At 55.4% G+C, this 18,161-nt stretch carries 15 protein-coding genes; 8 read left to right on the top strand and 7 right to left on the bottom strand.

The features are described from left to right. Window positions 1-56: 56 nt before the first annotated feature. Entirely contained in the window at window positions 57-797 is a 741-nt protein-coding gene (gene mlrA / locus N2K86_RS14690) for an HTH-type transcriptional regulator MlrA (protein WP_260661699.1), read from the bottom strand. A 218-nt stretch (window positions 798-1,015) separates the two neighbouring features. Between mlrA and N2K86_RS14685 the strand changes: the two genes are divergently transcribed. From N2K86_RS14685 to N2K86_RS14675, 3 genes are read left to right on the top strand one after another with little or no spacing between them, the layout of a single operon-like run. After that, on the top strand, window positions 1,016-2,701 hold the full coding sequence (locus N2K86_RS14685) for a sensor histidine kinase (protein WP_260659093.1): 1,686 nt from the start codon (window positions 1,016-1,018) through the stop codon (window positions 2,699-2,701). Continuing rightward, on the top strand, window positions 2,695-3,414 hold the full coding sequence (btsR, locus tag N2K86_RS14680; RefSeq protein WP_100165889.1) for a two-component system response regulator BtsR: 720 nt from the start codon (window positions 2,695-2,697) through the stop codon (window positions 3,412-3,414). The genes N2K86_RS14685 and btsR overlap by 7 nt, the downstream gene beginning before the upstream one ends. A 47-nt stretch (window positions 3,415-3,461) precedes the next feature. Then, entirely contained in the window at window positions 3,462-3,932 is a 471-nt protein-coding gene (locus tag N2K86_RS14675; RefSeq protein WP_010433625.1) for a DUF1456 family protein, read from the top strand. Window positions 3,933-4,037: 105 nt separating this feature from the next. Here the strand turns inward: N2K86_RS14675 and metG are convergent, their stop codons facing one another. After that, window positions 4,038-6,071: a methionine--tRNA ligase gene (gene metG / locus N2K86_RS14670; RefSeq protein WP_159514558.1), complete on the bottom strand. Its 2,034-nt coding sequence runs from the start codon at window positions 6,069-6,071 to the stop codon at window positions 4,038-4,040. Window positions 6,072-6,208: 137 nt separating this feature from the next. On the opposite strand from metG, the gene apbC reads away from it, so the two are divergent. Continuing rightward, complete coding sequence (gene apbC / locus N2K86_RS14665; RefSeq protein ID WP_260659092.1) at window positions 6,209-7,318, top strand: iron-sulfur cluster carrier protein ApbC; 1,110 nt, start codon at window positions 6,209-6,211, stop codon at window positions 7,316-7,318. Between the two features lie 91 nt (window positions 7,319-7,409). On the opposite strand, the gene N2K86_RS14660 is transcribed toward apbC, so the two are convergent. Next, the gene (locus N2K86_RS14660; protein WP_260659091.1) at window positions 7,410-7,889 is read right to left on the bottom strand and encodes a GNAT family N-acetyltransferase; all 480 of its coding nucleotides are present in this window, start codon (window positions 7,887-7,889) and stop codon (window positions 7,410-7,412) included. Further along, on the bottom strand, window positions 7,840-8,172 hold the full coding sequence (locus N2K86_RS14655; RefSeq protein WP_260659090.1) for an RcnB family protein: 333 nt from the start codon (window positions 8,170-8,172) through the stop codon (window positions 7,840-7,842). The genes N2K86_RS14660 and N2K86_RS14655 overlap by 50 nt, the downstream gene beginning before the upstream one ends. Window positions 8,173-8,660: 488 nt before the next feature. On the opposite strand from N2K86_RS14655, the gene N2K86_RS14650 reads away from it, so the two are divergent. The 3 genes from N2K86_RS14650 to N2K86_RS14640 are packed head-to-tail and all read left to right on the top strand — an operon-like array spanning window position 8,661 to window position 12,447. After that, window positions 8,661-9,800 carry a polysaccharide export protein gene (locus N2K86_RS14650; RefSeq protein ID WP_260659089.1) on the top strand — a complete coding sequence of 380 codons (1,140 nt, stop codon included), beginning with the start codon at window positions 8,661-8,663 and terminating at the stop codon, window positions 9,798-9,800. Continuing rightward, window positions 9,800-10,249: an arsenate reductase/protein-tyrosine-phosphatase family protein gene (locus N2K86_RS14645; RefSeq protein ID WP_313771629.1), complete on the top strand. Its 450-nt coding sequence runs from the start codon at window positions 9,800-9,802 to the stop codon at window positions 10,247-10,249. The genes N2K86_RS14650 and N2K86_RS14645 overlap by 1 nt, the downstream gene beginning before the upstream one ends. Then, window positions 10,249-12,447 (top strand): polysaccharide biosynthesis tyrosine autokinase, encoded by a 2,199-nt coding sequence (locus tag N2K86_RS14640; RefSeq protein WP_260659088.1) that lies wholly within the window; start codon window positions 10,249-10,251, stop codon window positions 12,445-12,447. Before N2K86_RS14645 ends, N2K86_RS14640 begins: the two co-directional genes overlap by 1 nt. On the opposite strand, the gene N2K86_RS14635 is transcribed toward N2K86_RS14640, so the two are convergent. Together N2K86_RS14635 and N2K86_RS14630 are read right to left on the bottom strand one after the other, a co-directional pair. Continuing rightward, complete coding sequence (locus N2K86_RS14635) at window positions 12,444-13,787, bottom strand: NCS2 family permease (protein ID WP_260659087.1); 1,344 nt, start codon at window positions 13,785-13,787, stop codon at window positions 12,444-12,446. The two genes, N2K86_RS14640 and N2K86_RS14635, sit on opposite strands and share 4 nt — an antisense overlap. A 20-nt stretch (window positions 13,788-13,807) precedes the next feature. After that, window positions 13,808-15,586: an adenine deaminase gene (locus N2K86_RS14630; protein WP_260659086.1), complete on the bottom strand. Its 1,779-nt coding sequence runs from the start codon at window positions 15,584-15,586 to the stop codon at window positions 13,808-13,810. Window positions 15,587-15,708: 122 nt separating this feature from the next. On the opposite strand from N2K86_RS14630, the gene N2K86_RS14625 reads away from it, so the two are divergent. Beyond that, on the top strand, window positions 15,709-16,629 hold the full coding sequence (locus N2K86_RS14625; RefSeq protein ID WP_260659085.1) for a LysR family transcriptional regulator: 921 nt from the start codon (window positions 15,709-15,711) through the stop codon (window positions 16,627-16,629). Window positions 16,630-16,680: 51 nt separating this feature from the next. Here the strand turns inward: N2K86_RS14625 and N2K86_RS14620 are convergent, their stop codons facing one another. Continuing rightward, window positions 16,681-18,147, bottom strand: a complete 1,467-nt coding sequence (locus tag N2K86_RS14620) for a pyridoxal phosphate-dependent decarboxylase family protein (protein ID WP_260659084.1) — start codon at window positions 18,145-18,147, stop codon at window positions 16,681-16,683. Window positions 18,148-18,161 lie beyond the last annotated feature (14 nt).

The following is an 18,161-nucleotide window of genomic DNA, read 5'->3' as shown; positions in this document are numbered from 1 at the left end:
TGTTAACGGAACAATTATACGGTGAAGCGCAGCTGTTAATGAACCATTAAATGCCGTTATGGTTCATCCGGGCCAAGGGAATAAACCGGGTAGCCATTCTCTCGCCATTCCGTCAGTAGCTGTTGCTGCGTGGCGGAGGGTACTTCGCCACACCAGACCAGCAGGGTCTGGCCATCGAAAAACTCAGGTCTGAGCTGCGCCAGCGAGTGCGCCAGGACATCCACCCGCCAGCCCTTCTGGGTCGCAATCCACGCTTCCAGCCACAGGCGGGTGGTATCGTGCACGTTCCAGCCGACCACCAGCGCATCTTTTCCGGCCTTGTTCTTCGCCGAGGCAAGGCAGACGGCAATGTAGTTGATCAGCACCCCGTCGAGCATGCTGAGCAGAGCCTGCAGGGTGGACTGCTGGCACTGCAAACGTCGACGGAGCGGAATGAAAAGATGGTTGATCAGCGTCTGTGCCGGATAATCGCGGCCTTGCTCTTTTATCCATGCGCGCAGGCGCTGAAGATTGCCCGCCTGCAGGAGTCGTAGCAGGGTTTCCTGCTGTTCGCGCCAGAGGTGTTGCGTGTCCGGATCGTCGTGGCTCAGCAGGGATTTCACTTTGCCGACCTGCACTCCGTTGTCGATCCAGCTTTTAATTTCGCGAATGCGGTCGATATCCGCCTCATTGAAAAGGCGATGCCCACCGTCGGTCCTCTGCGGTTTGAGTAATCCATACCTTCGCTGCCACGCCCGTAGGGTAACGGGATTGATATCACAAAGGAGTGCCACTTCACCTATTGTGTAAAGCGCCATATTCGCCCCCTGGCTTACGCTTCCCCAGCTTAACTGTAGACTCACTTTGCCGAACCAGGAAGGGTTGATCGTTTTTTGAACAAATAATGCGAAGCATGCACGATGTTCGGCAAACGCTGTGATGACGAACACGATTTGCAGCTTTTTTGGCACGCTTCAAAGAAAGTTTACCTGCATCAGTGTATGTTACGCGTTTTTAGAATGTGCGGTTTGTCAGTATGTACGAGTTTAATCTGGTGCTGTTGTTGCTTCAGCAGATGTGTGTGTTTCTTGTCATCGCATGGTTGATGAGTAAAACGCGCCTGTTCATTCCGCTGATGCAGGTCACCGTCCGTCTGCCGCACAAGCTGCTTTGCTATGTGACCTTCTCCATTTTCTGCATTATGGGGACTTACTTTGGCCTCCATATCGAAGATTCCATTGCCAATACCCGCGCCATCGGTGCGGTGATGGGCGGCCTGCTTGGCGGTCCCGTAGTCGGCGGCCTTGTTGGGCTTACCGGCGGTCTGCACCGCTATTCCATGGGCGGCATGACGGCGCTGAGCTGTATGATCTCCACGATCGTCGAAGGGCTACTGGGTGGCCTCGTCCACAGCTACATGATCAAACGCGGCCGCCCGGATAAGGTATTTAGCCCGCTGACCGCCGGTGCGATTACCTTCGTGGCAGAGATGGCGCAGATGGCGATTATCCTGCTGATTGCCCGTCCGTATGACGATGCGCTGCACCTGGTTAGCAATATTGCAGCTCCGATGATGGTTACCAATACCGTGGGCGCGGCGCTGTTTATGCGTATTCTGCTCGACAAGCGTGCCATGTTTGAGAAATACACCTCGGCGTTTTCCGCGACGGCCCTGAAAGTAGCAGCCTCAACGGAAGGGATCCTGCGTCAGGGATTCAACGAAGAAAACAGCATGAAGGTGGCGCAGGTGCTCTACAAGGAGCTGGATATCGGTGCCGTCGCCATTACCGACCGCGAAAAGCTGCTGGCGTTTACCGGTACCGGAGACGACCACCATCTGCCGGGGAAACCGATCTCATCAACCTATACCCTGCGCGCCATTGAAACCGGTGAAGTGGTGTATGCCGACGGGAATGAGATCCCCTACCGCTGTTCGCTCCATCCGCAGTGCAAACTTGGCTCGACGCTGGTGATCCCGCTACGCGGTGAAAATCAGCGGGTGATGGGGACGATTAAGCTCTATGAAGCGAAAAACCGCCTGTTCAGCTCTATCAACCGCACGCTGGGGGAGGGGATTGCCCAGCTGCTGTCCGCGCAAATCCTCGCCGGGCAGTACGAGCGACAGAAGGCGCTGCTGACGCAGTCAGAGATCAAACTCCTGCACGCCCAGGTCAATCCGCATTTCCTGTTTAACGCGCTTAATACGCTGAAGGCGGTGATCCGCCGCGACAGCGATCAGGCCGCGCAGCTGGTGCAGTTTTTGTCGACCTTTTTCCGCAAGAATCTGAAGCGGCCTTCCGAAATCGTGACCCTGGCCGACGAGATTGAACATGTTAACGCATACCTGCAGATTGAACAGGCACGCTTCCAGTCTCGCCTGCAGGTGTCGCTCTCCGTCCCGGACGCGCTGGCGTACCAGCATCTTCCGGCCTTTACCCTGCAGCCTATCGTGGAAAATGCCATCAAACACGGCACGTCGCAGCTGCTGGGTATCGGGGAGATCACCATTTCTGCCACCCAGTTTAACCACCATCTGGTGCTGGATATTGAAGATAACGCCGGGCTCTACGTCCCTTCCGCCTCGGGAGGGTTAGGGATGAGCCTGGTGGATAAACGCCTGCGTGCGCACTTTGGTGACGACTGTGGCATTACCGTTGCCTGTGAACCCGACCGATTTACCCGTATTACCTTACGACTGCCGCTGGAGAAAAATGCATGCTGAGAGTGCTGATTGTGGATGATGAGCCGCTGGCACGGGAAAACCTGCGAGTGCTATTGCAGGAGCAGAGTGATATCGAGGTGGTGGGTGAGTGTGCAAATGCCATTGAGGCTATCGGTGCGGTGCACAAACTGCGTCCGGACGTGCTGTTTCTCGACATTCAGATGCCGCGCATCAGCGGGCTGGAGATGGTCGGGATGCTTGATCCTGAGCACCGCCCCTATATCGTCTTTCTGACAGCGTTTGATGAGTATGCCGTGAAGGCATTTGAAGAACATGCCTTTGATTATCTGCTGAAACCGATTGAAGAGAAGCGGCTGGATAAAACGCTCACCCGTTTACGCCAGGAGCGCACCGTGCAGGATATGACGCTGCTGCCGGAAAACCAGCAGCCGCTGAAGTTTATCCCCTGCACCGGGCACAGCCGCATTTATCTCCTGCAGATGGATGACGTGGCCTTCGTCAGCAGTCGTCTGAGCGGGGTATATGTCACCAGCGCGGAGGGAAATGAAGGCTTTACCGAGCTGACGCTTCGCACCCTGGAGAGCCGCACGCCGCTGATCCGCTGCCATCGTCAGTATCTGGTGAACATGGCGCACCTGAAGGAGATCCGCCTGGAAGATAACGGCCAGGCGGAACTGGTGCTGCGTGCCGGGCAAACGGTGCCCGTCAGCCGTCGCTACCTGAAGAGTTTGAAAGAGGCGATTGGTCTGTAAAACTGGTACACTGCGCGCCATTGCATCATCGACAGTTAAAGGCACTCATGATTAGTAATGACATTCTTCGTAGCCTGCGCTACACCCTGAAAGCAAACAATAACGACATGGTGCGCATTCTTGCGTTGTCCGACATGGAAGCCACGTCTGCGGGTTTCGATACCTGGATGACCAAAGAAGACGAAGAGGGGTTTGTCCGCTGCCCTGACATTATTCTGTCGGGATTCCTGAACGGCCTGATTTACGATAAGCGTGGCAAAGATCCTGCCGCACCAGAGCTGGCGCTGGAGCGTCGCGTGAACAACAACACGGTGCTGAAAAAGCTGCGCATCGCGTTCTCGCTGAAAACGGACGATATTGTCGCGATCATGACCGAGCAAAAATACCGCGTATCCGTACCGGAAGTGACGGCAATGATGCGCGCGCCGGATCATAAAAACTACCGCGAGTGCGGCGATCAGTTTCTGCGTAATTTCCTGCGCGGGCTGACCCACCGGGTGCATCACCCGAAGGCGTGATTTGCCCAGCGGCGCTGCGCTTGCAGGGCCTACGGGGTTTGTAGGCCGGGTAAGGCGAAGCCGCCACCCGGCAAAAAAAAGCCGGATAAGAATCCGGCTTTTTTGTTATTTCACCTGCTGGCCCGGCTTCGCGCCTTCGTCAGGGCTTAACAGGAAGATGTCTTTCCCGCCAGGGCCTGCGGCCATCACCATCCCCTCGGAGATACCGAAGCGCATTTTGCGCGGTGCCAGGTTCGCCACCATCACGGTCTGACGACCAATCAGCACCTGCGGGTCCGGATACGCGGAACGGATGCCGGAGAAGACGTTACGCTTCTCGCCGCCCAGGTCCAGCGTCAGGCGCAGCAGTTTGTCAGAACCTTCCACGAACTCCGCATTTTCAATCAGCGCCACGCGCAGGTCGACTTTCGCGAAATCATCAAAGGTGATGGTTTCCTGAATTGGATCGTCTGCCAGCGGGCCGGTGACCGGTGCCGCAGCCGCCTTCACTTCTTCTTTGGATGCTTCCACCAGCGCTTCCACCTGTTTCATCTCGATGCGGTTGTACAGCGCCTTGAAGGTGTTCACCTTGTGGCCGAGCAGCGGCTGCGCCATTGCATCCCAGGTCAGTTCGGTGTTCAGGAACGCTTCAGCACGGGCTGCGAGCTGCGGCAGAACCGGCTTCAGGTAGGTCATCAGCACGCGGAACAGGTTGATGCCCATGGAGCAGATGGCCTGCAGATCGGCATCGCGGCCTTCCTGTTTCGCCACCACCCACGGTGCCTGCTCGTCGACATAGCGGTTCGCCAGATCAGCCAGCGCCATGATTTCACGTACCGCTTTTCCGAACTCACGCGCTTCCCAGGCTTCGCCAATAGTCGCCGCCGCGTCGGTAAAGGTTTGGTACAGGGCAGGGTCCGCCAGTTCAGCGGCCATCACGCCGTCAAAACGCTTAGCGATAAAGCCCGCGTTACGGGACGCCAGGTTCACCACCTTGTTGACGATGTCCGCGTTCACGCGCTGCACGAAATCTTCCAGATTCAGGTCGATATCGTCGATGCGGGAAGAGAGCTTCGCGGTGTAGTAGTAGCGCAGGCTGTCCGCGTCGAAGTGGTTCAGCCAGGTGCTGGCCTTAATGAACGTCCCGCGGGACTTGGACATCTTCGCGCCGTTCACCGTCACGTAGCCGTGAACGAACAGGTTGGTTGGCTTGCGGAAGTTGCTGCCTTCCAGCATGGCCGGCCAGAACAGGCTGTGGAAATAAACGATGTCTTTACCGATGAAGTGGTACAGCTCGGCGGTGGAATCTTTCTTCCAGTATTCGTCGAAGCTGACGGTGTCGCCGCGCTTGTCGCACAGGTTCTTGAAGGAGCCCATGTAGCCGATTGGCGCGTCCAGCCAGACGTAGAAATATTTGCCCGGCGCGTTCGGGATTTCGAAGCCGAAGTACGGCGCATCGCGGGAGATATCCCACTGCTGCAGGCCGGATTCGAACCACTCCTGCATTTTGTTCGCCACCTGCTCCTGCAGCGCGCCGCTGCGGGTCCACGCCTGCAGCATTTCGCTGAACGACGGCAGGTCGAAGAAGAAGTGCTCGGAGTCACGCATCACAGGCGTGGCGCCGGAAACCACGGATTTCGGCTCGATAAGCTCGGTCGGGCTGTAGGTCGCGCCGCACACTTCGCAGTTATCGCCGTACTGGTCCGGGGATTTACATTTCGGACAGGTGCCTTTGACGAAACGGTCCGGCAGGAACATGCCTTTCTCCGGATCGTACAGCTGAGATATAGTGCGGTTTTTAATAAAACCGTTCTCTTTCAGACGGGTGTAGATCAGCTCCGACAGCTCGCGGTTTTCGTCGCTGTGCGTGGAGTGATAGTTGTCATAGCTGATGTCAAAGCCAGCAAAATCAGTCTGATGCTCCTGACTCATTTCGGCAATCATCTGCTCCGGGGAAATCCCCAGCTGCTGTGCTTTCAGCATGATCGGCGTGCCGTGAGCATCGTCCGCACAGATGAAGTTAACCTCGTGGCCGCGCATTCGCTGGTAACGGACCCAGACATCAGCCTGGATATGCTCCAGCATGTGGCCGAGGTGGATTGAGCCGTTGGCGTACGGCAGTGCGCACGTTACCAGAATTTTCTTCGCGACTTGAGTCATAGTAGGCATTACTTCTTTTAACTGTGAAAAGGGTTTTTAATATTACCAAAAGGGGCATTATTAAGTAAGCACAAACCACGGGCTTTCAGGTAAACTTGTTCATCTAAGGTCTTATTCACAAGAACAAAGGAGTCGGGATGAGTTCTCAATCCCAGGCCAAATCACCGGAAGCCTTACGAGCAATGGTCGCCGGGACGCTGGCTAACTTTCAGCATCCAACCCTGAAGCACAATCTTACGACGCTGAAAGCGTTACACCACGTTGCCTGGCTGGACGATACGCTGCACATTGAGCTGCAGATGCCATTCGTCTGGACCAGCGTCTTTGACGCGCTGAAAGAGCAAACCAGCTCGGAGCTGCTGCGCATCACCGGTGCGAAGGCGATTGACTGGAAGCTGAGCCACAGCATCGCCACGCTGAAGCGCGTGAAAAACCAGCCTGGCGTGAACGGCGTCAAAAACATTATTGCCGTCAGCTCTGGCAAGGGTGGGGTGGGTAAATCCTCCACGGCTGTAAACCTGGCACTCGCGCTGGCAGCGGAAGGGGCAAAGGTCGGTATTCTGGATGCGGACATTTATGGCCCGTCCATTCCAAACATGCTGGGGGCGGAAAACCAGCGTCCAACCTCGCCGGACGGCACCCACATGGCGCCAATCATGGCGCACGGTCTGGCAACCAACTCGATTGGTTATCTGGTCACCGACGATAACGCGATGGTCTGGCGCGGTCCGATGGCCAGCAAGGCGCTGATGCAGATGCTGCAGGAAACCATGTGGCCGGATCTGGATTATCTGGTGCTGGACATGCCGCCGGGTACGGGTGACATTCAGCTGACCCTGGCGCAGAACATTCCGGTAACGGGAGCGGTCGTCGTGACCACGCCGCAGGATATCGCACTAATCGATGCCAAAAAGGGCATCGTGATGTTCGAGAAGGTGGAAGTACCGGTGCTGGGAATCGTTGAGAACATGAGCATGCATATCTGCAGCAACTGCGGGCACCATGAGCCTATCTTCGGTACCGGTGGTGCGGAGAAGCTGGCGGCGCAGTATCACACCCAGCTGCTGGGCCAGATGCCGCTGCACATCACGCTGTGTGAAGATCTCGACAGCGGGAAACCCACAGTTGTTAGCCGTCCGGAAAGTGAATTCGCGGAAATGTATCGTCAGCTGGCCGGGCGCGTTGCGGCGCAACTCTACTGGCAGGGCGAAGTGATCCCGAGCGAAATCGCGTTCCGCGCGGTGTAATTCCTCTGCGCCGAATTGCCGGGTGGCGCCTCGCTTACCCGGCCTACGACGTTTGGTTTTGTAGGTCAGGTAAGCGAAGCGCCACCTGACTTTACCCAAGCCGATAGTGCATCAGATAGTACTCTCCGTCCGGAGAATCACCCGTCGCCTCAATGTGCCAGCCGTGTCGCTGGTAAAACGCAACAGCACGCGCATTCTTGACCAGACACTTCAGCGCCCCCGTACTGGTGAACGTCTCCTGTACCTGCTCCAGCAACACATGCCCAACGCCCAGGCTCTGATACTGCGGGTCAACAAACAGGTTGTGCAGAAAATTATCGTTCGTCCAGACTGAGGCGAAGCCAAGTCGATGCCCGTCCTGCACAGCCACCCAAATCTCTTCGTCCAGGATTGCGGCGTCAAAGTCTTCAAGGCGCCATTCCGAACCGTTCAACCATGGCCAGGCTTCGCGCCGGGCATGCAGGTAAATCGTGCGCAGGAAAGGACGGTCGCTCTCCTGCCAGGCGCGAACCAGGATCGTATTAGCGGTGATAGAAGATATCTCCGTTATAGGCTTTATGGATTTTTCCATCGGCATCGCCAATCAGCACGTAGTTCTCACCCATGTAGGTCCAGTGTGTTCCGGCATCCGGCGCTGGCAGGTTACGCAACTGGTATTGTTTGATGGTGTACTCTGGCGTTTGATACTGCGCTGGCGCCGTGTCGCCGATCTTAAATTTTGTGAAGTCAGCGATGAACTCTTGTTCTTCATAGGCTTTGATGCCAGAAGGTGCTGCAGCCGTTTGCGGAGCAGAAAATGCGGAACTCGCCAGAGACAGTAGTACACCCAGAAGCACCAATTTACGCTTAGCCATTTTTTCTCCAGTAATATCGTTACAGATACATTTCGTCTGCGGGTTTCAGTATGCGCGGCAGACGGTCCATTTTAAGTATCAAAACATGGTGTGTTTGAAAAAAAATGTAACAAAACTGAACGGTTTTGTGTAGTCGAAATACAGAAAGAACATTACGCAGGTGAATGATATTGGTATTTTATATTTAATTTATTTATCGATTTATTAATTAATTCTGAAAACGCATCGTTACTTCAAAATTGGACCGTTGAGTGAATGCTTTCCCACTGTGGAACATTTAATATCGGCCGGCACGACATGTTATGACGTCTGATCCCTGGTTCCATAGAGCGGGTCGGTTTAGACGATTCAGTATCTGGTTACTGCGTTAAAAATACGCTTTATTAACACATCATGATTCATTTAATGCAATGAATTATATGGTTATTTTTTTAAATAAAATTGTCGTCCGTACGATAAGCACAACGATAAAAGATATGTTTATATAAATGAAAAACACAACAGTATTTTCCTTTCTATTTCTTGCAATAAGCCAGTTAACAGGCTGTGTATTTTCACCGGGTCAGGATTTAGCTATGACCGGAAAAAATGTTATTGCAACAGAAGATAAAGATTATCAGCTTGATAAACACGTGGAAATTTATCCACTGACCCCAGTGTTGATTGAACAATTGCGTCCGCCCGTATCGAAATCTCAGGCAAATCCTAATCTGGATGAGCAGGTGAAAAACTGGGAATACCGAATCGGCACCGGTGACATCCTGACGGTCACCGTCTGGGACCATCCTGAGTTGACGACACCAGCAGGGCAGTACCGTAGCGCGAGTGACGCGGGAAACTGGGTCAACGCGGACGGTACGCTCTTTTATCCTTACGTTGGGAAACTGCATGTGGCAGGAAAAACGGTTTCGCAGGTACGTGAAGAAATTACAGCGCGACTGGATAAATTCATTGAGAGTCCCCAGGTGGATGTCAGCATTGCCTCTTTCCGTTCGCAAAAAGCCTACGTGACGGGAGAAGTCGAGAAATCTGGCCAACAACCCATCACCAACATCCCCTTGACCGTGATGGATGCGGTGAATGCCGCAGGCGGTCTTTCAGCGGATGCCGACTGGCGCAATGTCGTTCTCACCCATAATGGCCAGGATTCCCGCCTTTCGCTGTATGCCCTGATGCAACTCGGCGATTTAACACAAAACAAACTGCTCTACCCTGGCGATATCCTGTTTGTACCGCGTAATGATGCCCTGAAAGTTTTTGTCATGGGCGAAGTGGTTAAGCAGAGCACGCTGAAGATGGATCGCAGTGGCATGACGCTGGCGGAAGCGCTGGGCAATGCGGGCGGCCTGAACCAGAACATGGCTGATGCAACCGGCATTTTTGTCATTCGCTCAGTGCATCAAAAAAGCCAGACGGACATCATCGCGAAGATCTACCAGCTCAATGCGAAAGATGCCTCAGCGATGGTATTGGGCACTGAATTCCAGCTCGAGCCGTATGACATTGTCTATGTAACAACGGCACCGTTGTCGCGCTGGAATCGCGTTATTACACAGCTTGTGCCGACCATTAGTGGTGTACATGACCTGACCGAAACGGTTCGTTACATCCGATCCTGGCCGCAATAATGTTCAACTCAATCTTAGTGGTTTGCACGGGCAATATTTGCCGCTCCCCGATGGGGGAGCGACTGTTGCGTCAGCAATTACCCGGAAAACAGGTGACCTCAGCAGGTATTTTCGGTCTTGAGGGACATCCGGCAGATGCAGTTGCTCAGGATGTTGCCTGGCATCATGGTGTCTCGCTAGACGATCACGTGGGGCGCAAGCTGACGCGCAGCTTGCTGCAAAAATCCGATCTGATTCTGGTGATGGAACCGGAACATCTTCGTTTTATTGCTGCCATGGCCCCGGAGAACCGTGGGAAATCACTGCTATTTGGACAATGGCTGGAGACAAAAGATATTCCCGATCCCTACCGCAAAAGCCGTGATGCTTTCGAATACGTTTTCGGGCAGTTGGGAAAAGCCAGTCAGGAATGGGCTCGTCGATTGGGCCATAAAGGAATGAAGTCGTAATGTCATCTTATACATCAGATAATTATGGGGCTACGGCACCGCAAAATAATGAAATTGATCTTCTGCAACTGCTTGCTGAGATATTCGATCATCGGGTGATGATAGTCCTGGTAACACTCCTGTTTACGGTGTGCGCGGGGCTCTATGCGTTTTCTGTCACCCCAGTCTATCAGGCTGATGCTCTTGTCCAGATAGAAGCGAAGCAGGATAACTCATTACTGAAAAGCTTAAGCCAGTTCGACGCCGATCTTTCGCCTGACGTTGCCCCGGAAATCTTGCTGATAAAATCGCGAATGATCCTCGGGAAGACCGTGGATGAACTGGGGCTGACGTACCGGGTTAAGCAGCGTGTTACCCCGATCGTGGGGCATCTGTGGGCACGTTTTCGCCCCAGCAAGCCGGGTAGCCTGACCATCGGTGAACTTACCATCCCCCGACTGGATGGCAAACCGCAAGAGCTTGTGCTGACCGTACTGGAGCAGGGACAATATCACCTTGAGGGCGAAACCTTCGAGGCTGTGGGTCATGTCGGGAAAACGCTGTTAAAAGACGGTGTCTCTCTTCTGGTGATATCGCTCAGCGCTGCACCAGGAACGCAGTTCTCACTCAAAACCATTACAAAGCTTGAAGCCATCAACGCACTTCAGAAACTCCTCACCGTTGCGGAATCAGCGAAACAGAGCGGAATGATCGCGTTAACGCTGACGGGCGAAGATCCAGGTAAGATTGCCCAGGTACTGAATACGATTGCGGAAAATTTCCTCAATCAGAATATTGAACGTCAGGAAGCCCGGGATTCCCGCAGCCTGACCTTTTTACAGCATCAGTTACCGAAAATCAGTCACGAGCTGGATCAGGCCGAAGCGCGACTGAATGGTTACCGTGAGCAGCGCGATTCCGTCGATTTATCCCTGGAGGCGAAGTCCGTTCTCGATCAGGTTGTTAATGTGGAGAATCAGCTCAACGAGCTGACGTTCCGCGAAGCGGAGATCTCTCAGCTTTTCAAAAAGGATCACCCAACCTATCGCGCACTACGCGAAAAGCGCCAAACCCTTGAGAAGCAGCGTGCCCGCCTGAACGAACGCGTATCAACCATGCCCTCCACACAGCAGGAAATTTTGCGATTGAGCCGGGATGTTGAATCCGGGCGCGCCATTTACCTGCAGTTATTAACGCGTCAGCAAGAGCTTAATATCTCTCGCTCCAGCGCTATCGGAAACGTGCGGATTATTGACTCTGCCGTTACGCAACCTGAACCCATAAAACCACGAAAAGCACTCATTATTGTGCTTGGCATACTGTTGGGACTGATATTCTCCAGTGGCTGGGTGTTGATTCTCGCAGCCTTTAAACGGGGGATAACCTCGTCTGAGCAACTGGAAGTGCAGGGGATGTCGGTCCTGGCGACGCTGCCGCGCTCGGTATGGCTCTGGAAAAAAACGCATCTGCGCAAAAGGAGTTTCCCGGGCTCTCGCTGGAGACACAAAACCTCGGATGTGCCCTTCCTGCCCATCGAAAGGCCAGCCGATATTTTTATCGAGGCAATGCGCGGGCTGCGTACCAGTCTGCACTTCACCATGATGGACGCCGCGAATCAGATTGTCGTCATTTCTGGCCCCACACAAGATTGCGGCAAAACGCTGGTCAGTACCGCACTGGCGGCGCTGGCGTCTCAGGCCGGGCAGCGGGTGCTCTTTGTTGATGCGGATATGCGTCAGGGCTATGTGCATAACATCTTTAAACTGGACAACCATTGCGGATTGTCCTCAGTCCTTGAGGCAGATGTTAAATGGCAGGACGCACTCCAGCGTTTTGAGAAAGGCGGATTTGATGTTTTAACCTGCGGTCCACAGCCTTCACTCCCTGTGGAGTTGCTTATGGGAGAACGCTTCCGGAATGCCATGTCGCAGATGAACGAACATTATGACATCGTGATTGTTGACACCCCGCCGGTGCTTGCCGTTACGGATGCCTCATTGATTGCCAAAGTGGCGGCGACCACCTTACTGGTTGCACGCTTTGGTAAAACCAGCGTCAAGGAGATTGAGCACTGTCTGAAGCGTCTGCAGCAAATGGGTGTGCAGGTGAATGGCGCTATTCTTAATGATATCGTGAAGTCCGCCTCGCTCTATTACAACTCGGGGTACAGCCATTACGACTACGGCTATACCCCGAAGGAAAAGCGGCGTGAAGGCTAGTGCTTGACCAGCGTAGCGAAGTAATAGACCAGGGGAATGGCGAGGATCCACAGACCAACGGGGATTTCGCGCCATTTCCCGGCAATCGCTTTGATCACGATGTAAAACAGCAAACCGCCAGCAATTCCCGTTCCGAAGCTGTTGGCAATCAGCGTAATCATGACCATCATCAGCACCGGCAAGCCGTCGGTGAAGTTCGCCAGATCAACCTTACGTAAGCCGCTAAACATATTCAGTCCGATGAGGATCAGCGCCGGTGCGGTGGCTTCTTTCGGGATCATCAGTGCAACAGGCGTAAACAGCAACATCAGCAGGAACATCACTGCCGCTGCCAATGCCGTCATGCCCGTTTTACCGCCCGCTTCAGCAGCAGCCGAAGATTCGATCAGCGCCGTCGCTGCAGGGATACCGACCCACGGACCTACCGCAGCGGCAATGGAGTCCACCATAAACGGACGGTTGATATGCGGCATGTTGCCTTCGTCATCCAGTAATCCCGCCTCACCACCAACAGCCAGCGTGGTACCCATGGTGGAGAAAAATTCCGACGCAAAGAAGACAAACAGGAATGGCAGGAAAGCAATGTTCAGCGCCCCGAGCATATCAATATGGCCGATAACCGGGGCCAGAGAATGCGGCATATCAATAAAATGACCAGGGAGTTTTGTCACGCCCAGCGGAATACCGACCAGGGTGGCAAACAGAATGGCCCACAGTATTGCCCCTGGAATCCGGCGCGCCTGTAATGCGATGGCCAGGAAGAGAGCCGCTAACGCGACCAGTGCCGCCGGTGACAGGAAATCCCCCAGCATCAGGGCGTTGGTTTTCGCGTTTGCCAACACCAGCCCGGCGTTACGAAAGCCGAGCACGGCAACAAACAGGCCGATGGAGGCCGTCAACCCCAGCTTGATGGATTGCGGGACGGAACGGGTGACGACTTCACGCAGCCCAAAGCGGGTCAGCAGGAAGAATAAAATCCCTGACCAGCAGGCTATGCCGAGACCAATTTGCCAGCCAATACCTTCGCTGCCCGCAAGCGTGACGCCGACCAGAACCGAACCTCCAATACCAGGCCCGACGATAAAGGGCAGGTTGGCATAGAAAGCCATCAGCAGCGTTCCGGCAACGAAGACCAGAATGGTGCCCGTTGTCGCCGCGCCTTTATCCATCCCTCCGACCGCCAGCAGTCCTGGGATCACCACCAGCAAGTAGGCGGCGGCGAGAAAACCGGTGATGCCAGCCAGGCACTCGGTGCGTACAGTACTGCCACGCGCATGCAGTGCAAAACGGCGTTCTAGCCAGCTCCCTGGTGCTGGCGAATTAACGGTGTTGTCGGCCATTATCCGGCTCTCCTTCGGCATTATTGTGTGTTGTCCGGTGTTTCCCGGTAAGAAATTAACGGATCGACAATCTGGCGCGTGGTGCCATCGGTCAGTCCAAGATCGGTCAAATGCGGACCGGCGTTGCAGGCAAGACAGGTGCCCTCTATTGCTTTAAAGACCCGATACGGCGGTTCCCAGTCGGCAATCAAATTGCTGCGCTCGCGCAGTTCCCTGAACTGTCGAGCCAGCTCAACAGGCGGCAGTTCAGAAAGCATCCCCGCAATCGGCATGGCGACGTGGGCGATGACGTCGCCATTCTGTACCAGCGCCATCCCGCCACCGCTCTTGATAAGCATGTTGGCCGCCAGCGCCATATCGCGCGGATCGCGCCCCAGCACCACCAGATTGTGAGAGTCGTGAGAATAGCTGGTGGCAATCGCCCCGCGCAGCTCCCCCCAGCCTTCGAGCAGGGCGATTTGCGGTTGAGCCGCATGGCGCGCGTGGCGATGCTGAACCCAAATCAGGCTAAAGCCATCCGGGATCGCCACTACGCCGTGACGTACCTGCGCGTCAACTTCACCCCACTGCGTGAAGCGTGCGCCACTGATATGGCGCAGGCGCGCCACGCCGTGTTTCGCGTTGTCGATTTTCATACGGAAATCATCGTCAGCCAGAGCTGACAGCCGCACGGTATCACGCGGGAGGGGCAATATCGTATCAGCGATGGGTTCAATCATTGCCCCATCGCGCGCAATCAGCTTTCCGGCGACGTACACCTGACGAGCCGTCAGCTTTTCAAGAGAGTCAAACGCCACCAGATCCGCGCGACGCCCGGCAGCAATCAGCCCCAGATCGTTACGCTGCAGGCGAATGGCGGCGTTCAGCGTGGCGAAACGCAGTGCGTGCGTTGCCGGTAATCCATGCTCAATCAGCAGGTTCAGCAGCGCAACGATCCCCCCTTTTTCCAGCAGCATGTCGGGTGGGACATCGTCGGTGCAGACCGTGATTTGTGAAGAAAGGTGGGGCAGAGATTTCAGGGCGCTCACGATATCGGGCAACAGATAAGGATGCGAACCCCGTATCTCCAGAGTCAGCCCGGCGCGCAGCTTTTCCAGCGCGTCGTCTGCGGAGGTCAGCTCGTGATCGGAGGTCACGCCTGCGGCCAGATAAGCCTGTAAATCCGCACCCTGAAGCCCGCGCGCGTGGCCTTCAATCAGCTTTCCGCTGTCCAGCCCGGCCTGCATAATCTCCAGCATGCGCTGGCTGCCGTTAAGCACGCCGTGCATATCCATCACTTCCGCCACGCCGCGCACTTCCGGCCAGCCGAGCAGGGTATCCATCTCTTTCCCCGCGAAGTCTGCGCCAGACATCTCCAGCCCCGGGGTCGATGGCACGCTTGATGGCGCAGCGACCATCACCTGCAGCGGCAGGTTACGGCTGGCCTCAATGGCAAAACGTACGCCTGCAATGCCCAGCACATTCGCCAGCTCATGCGGATCCCAGAATACGGCGGTGGTGCCCTGTGCCAACACAATCTCTGCATAGCGAGCGGGAAGCAGGTGTGAACTCTCCAGATGTACATGCGTATCCATCAGTCCCGGAGAGAGATACTGGTTGTTCAGATCGTGCGTCTCACGCGCATCGCTGCGGCTGCCGCGCGGATGAACGCTGGCGATAAGGCCCCCCACGATGCCGACATCGGCTTCGCGGATCTCACCGGTGGCCATATCAACAATGCGGGTGTGCGTGAGCAGCAGGTCGAACGGCATTTCACCGCGTGCAGCCTGGACGGCACGGCGTCGGGTTTCGGCACTCATGTAATTAACGGTTCCAGCATGAAAATAATGACGTTACTCTATGCACGCGGCAAACGTTTGCCCAGCTGATAAAATTTATCACCCGATAACCCCGGCTTATTCTGCGACGCGTGTAAACGATAATGACGATGGAACCCTGGCAGCGCTTGCCTGCGCTATCACTGCGACAGCTACAGTATTTTGTCACCCTGGCGCAGCTGCGTCATTTCACCGATACCGCCAGTAAGCTGGCGATCAGCCAGCCTGCGCTCAGCAGCGCATTGCGGCAAATCGAAACGGTGCTCGGCGGCAAGCTGGTGAACCGTACCGCATCAGCGGTGACGCTGACGGAGCTGGGCAACGCCATCCTCCCGCACGCGCAGCGGGTGCTCAGCGTGGCTCAGCTTGCCTTCGACGATATGCAGCAGATTGTGCAGGCAGGCGGTGACGGCACGGTGCGCATTGGGCTGGTGCCATCCGTCAGCTCGCTCTTGTTCCCGCTGTTGCCCCAAACGCTGGCGCAGGCTTTTCCGCGTCTTAAGGTAGAGTTTCACGATCAAACCAATGATGCGCTGGTGGCGCAATTGCTGAAAGGGCAGATTGATTTTGGCATAGGCGCGCTGGACAGTTCTGTGCCGGAACAGCTTTCTGTCTTCCCGCTGCAGGAGGATCCTTTTGTTGCGGTGATTCATTGTGACGATCCGCTGGCGGCGTCGGCGCATTTACCCTGGAAGCAGCTTGTTGGGAAAGATATCGCCGTGTTTTCAAAAGGTAACATCCAACGGCTGGTCGGAGCGCTCGCTGAAAGCCACCGTTTATCGTTGCAGACACGTTATCAGGTGGATTATATCGAAACGCTTTACGGTCTGGTGCGCTCCCGACTGGCCGTGGCGATACTGCCGCAACTCTATACCACGCATCTTCAGGATCCGCAGCTTAAGGTGGTTCATCTTCAGCAACCGGCGCTTGCCCGAACGGTGGCATTGATGCGTGCGCCACAGCCGTTACCGACGCTTATCGAATCTTGCTTCACGCTAATGGTTGAAACCTTGAGGACACACTGAGGGGATAGGGCAGGGGAAAATACCCTCTCCCGAACGGGAGAGGGATAAGCATTACTTAGCCAGAACTTCCTGTGCGGTACGCTCAACCAGAGACAGCAGAACTTTTACGTCCTCCAGCGTCACGGTTGGGTTCAGCAGGGTCAGCTTCAGGCAGGTGATACCGTTATGCTCGGTCACGCCAACGTTAGCACGGCCAGATTCCAGCAGCGCATCACCAATCTTCTGGTTCAGCAGGGCGATACCTGCATCATCCATCTGCGCCTGAGGACGGAAGCGGAACAGCACGCTCGCCAGCTGTGGCTGCATCACCAGTTCCAGAGCAGACTGCTCTTTCACGTAGCCCGCAACCTGCTGTGCCAGGGTCACACCGTGATCGATGATCGCCGCGTATTGCTCCTGGCCCAGCGCTTCCAGGCTCATCCACAGCTTCAGCGCGTCGAAACGACGGGTGGTCTGCAGAGATTTGGACACCAGGTTAGGCACGCCTGCTTCTTCGTCAAACTCAGAATTCAGGTAGGCCGCCTGATAGCGCATCAGCTCATAGTGACGCGCTTCTTTCAGCAGGAACGCGCCGCAGCTGATGGTCTGGAAGAACTGCTTGTGGAAGTCCAGGGTAATGGAATCCACCAGCTCAATGCCGTCCAGGTAGTGACGATACTGCTCGGACATCAGCAGTGCGCCGCCCCAGGCCGCATCAACGTGTACCCAGATGTTCTGCTTCGCCGCCAGTTCTGCGATGGCGCGCAGCGGGTCGATAGCACCGGCATCGGTGGTACCTGCCGTCGCGACGATTGCCAGAATCTGCTCGCCGTTCGCGTTGCACTGCTCAATTTTCGCCGCGAGATCGGTCAGATCCATGCGGGAGAATTCGTCAGTTTTTACCTGTACCACGGACTGGTAGCCCAGACCCATCAGCGCCATGTTTTTCTGCACGGAGAAGTGGGCGTTCTCGGAGCACAGCACGCGAATTTTGCGCAGATCGCCTACCAGGCCATCCTGCTGAACGGAGTGACCCAGACGCGCGAAGAACGCATCGCGCGCCAGCATCAGGCCCATCAGGTTGCTCTGGGTGCCGCCGCTGGTGAAGACACCTGCGTCGCCAGCCTGATAACCCACGCGGGTACGCAGCCATTCAATCAGTTTGATTTCGATGATTGTTGCGGACGGGCTTTGATCCCAGGAGTCCATACTCTGGTTAGTGGCGTTGATCAGCACTTCCGCCGCCTGGCTTACGACCAGGCTTGGGCAGTGCAGGTGCGCGACACACTGCGGGTGATGAACGGACAAACTGTCTTTCAGGAAGAACTCGACGGCGCGTTCAATCGCCGCTTCGTTGCCCAGCCCTTTCGGGTTGAAATCCAGCTTAATACGGTCGCGCAGTTCCGCGACCGTTTTGCCCTGGTACATCTCAGGCTGTTTCAGCCACTGCATCACAGCCTGAGTGCTTTGTTCAATCGCCTGCTGGTAAGCGTCAATGCTCTGCGCAGAGGAGAACAAAATTGGGTTTGAATCAGACATCGTAATCAACAACT

Source organism: Enterobacter mori (assembly GCF_025244905.1).
In the GTDB taxonomy this organism is placed as follows: Bacteria; Pseudomonadota; Gammaproteobacteria; order Enterobacterales; family Enterobacteriaceae; genus Enterobacter; species Enterobacter mori_A.
Note: the sequence above shows the minus strand (reverse complement) of the source record. Positions and strands in the feature narration are given on the sequence as shown.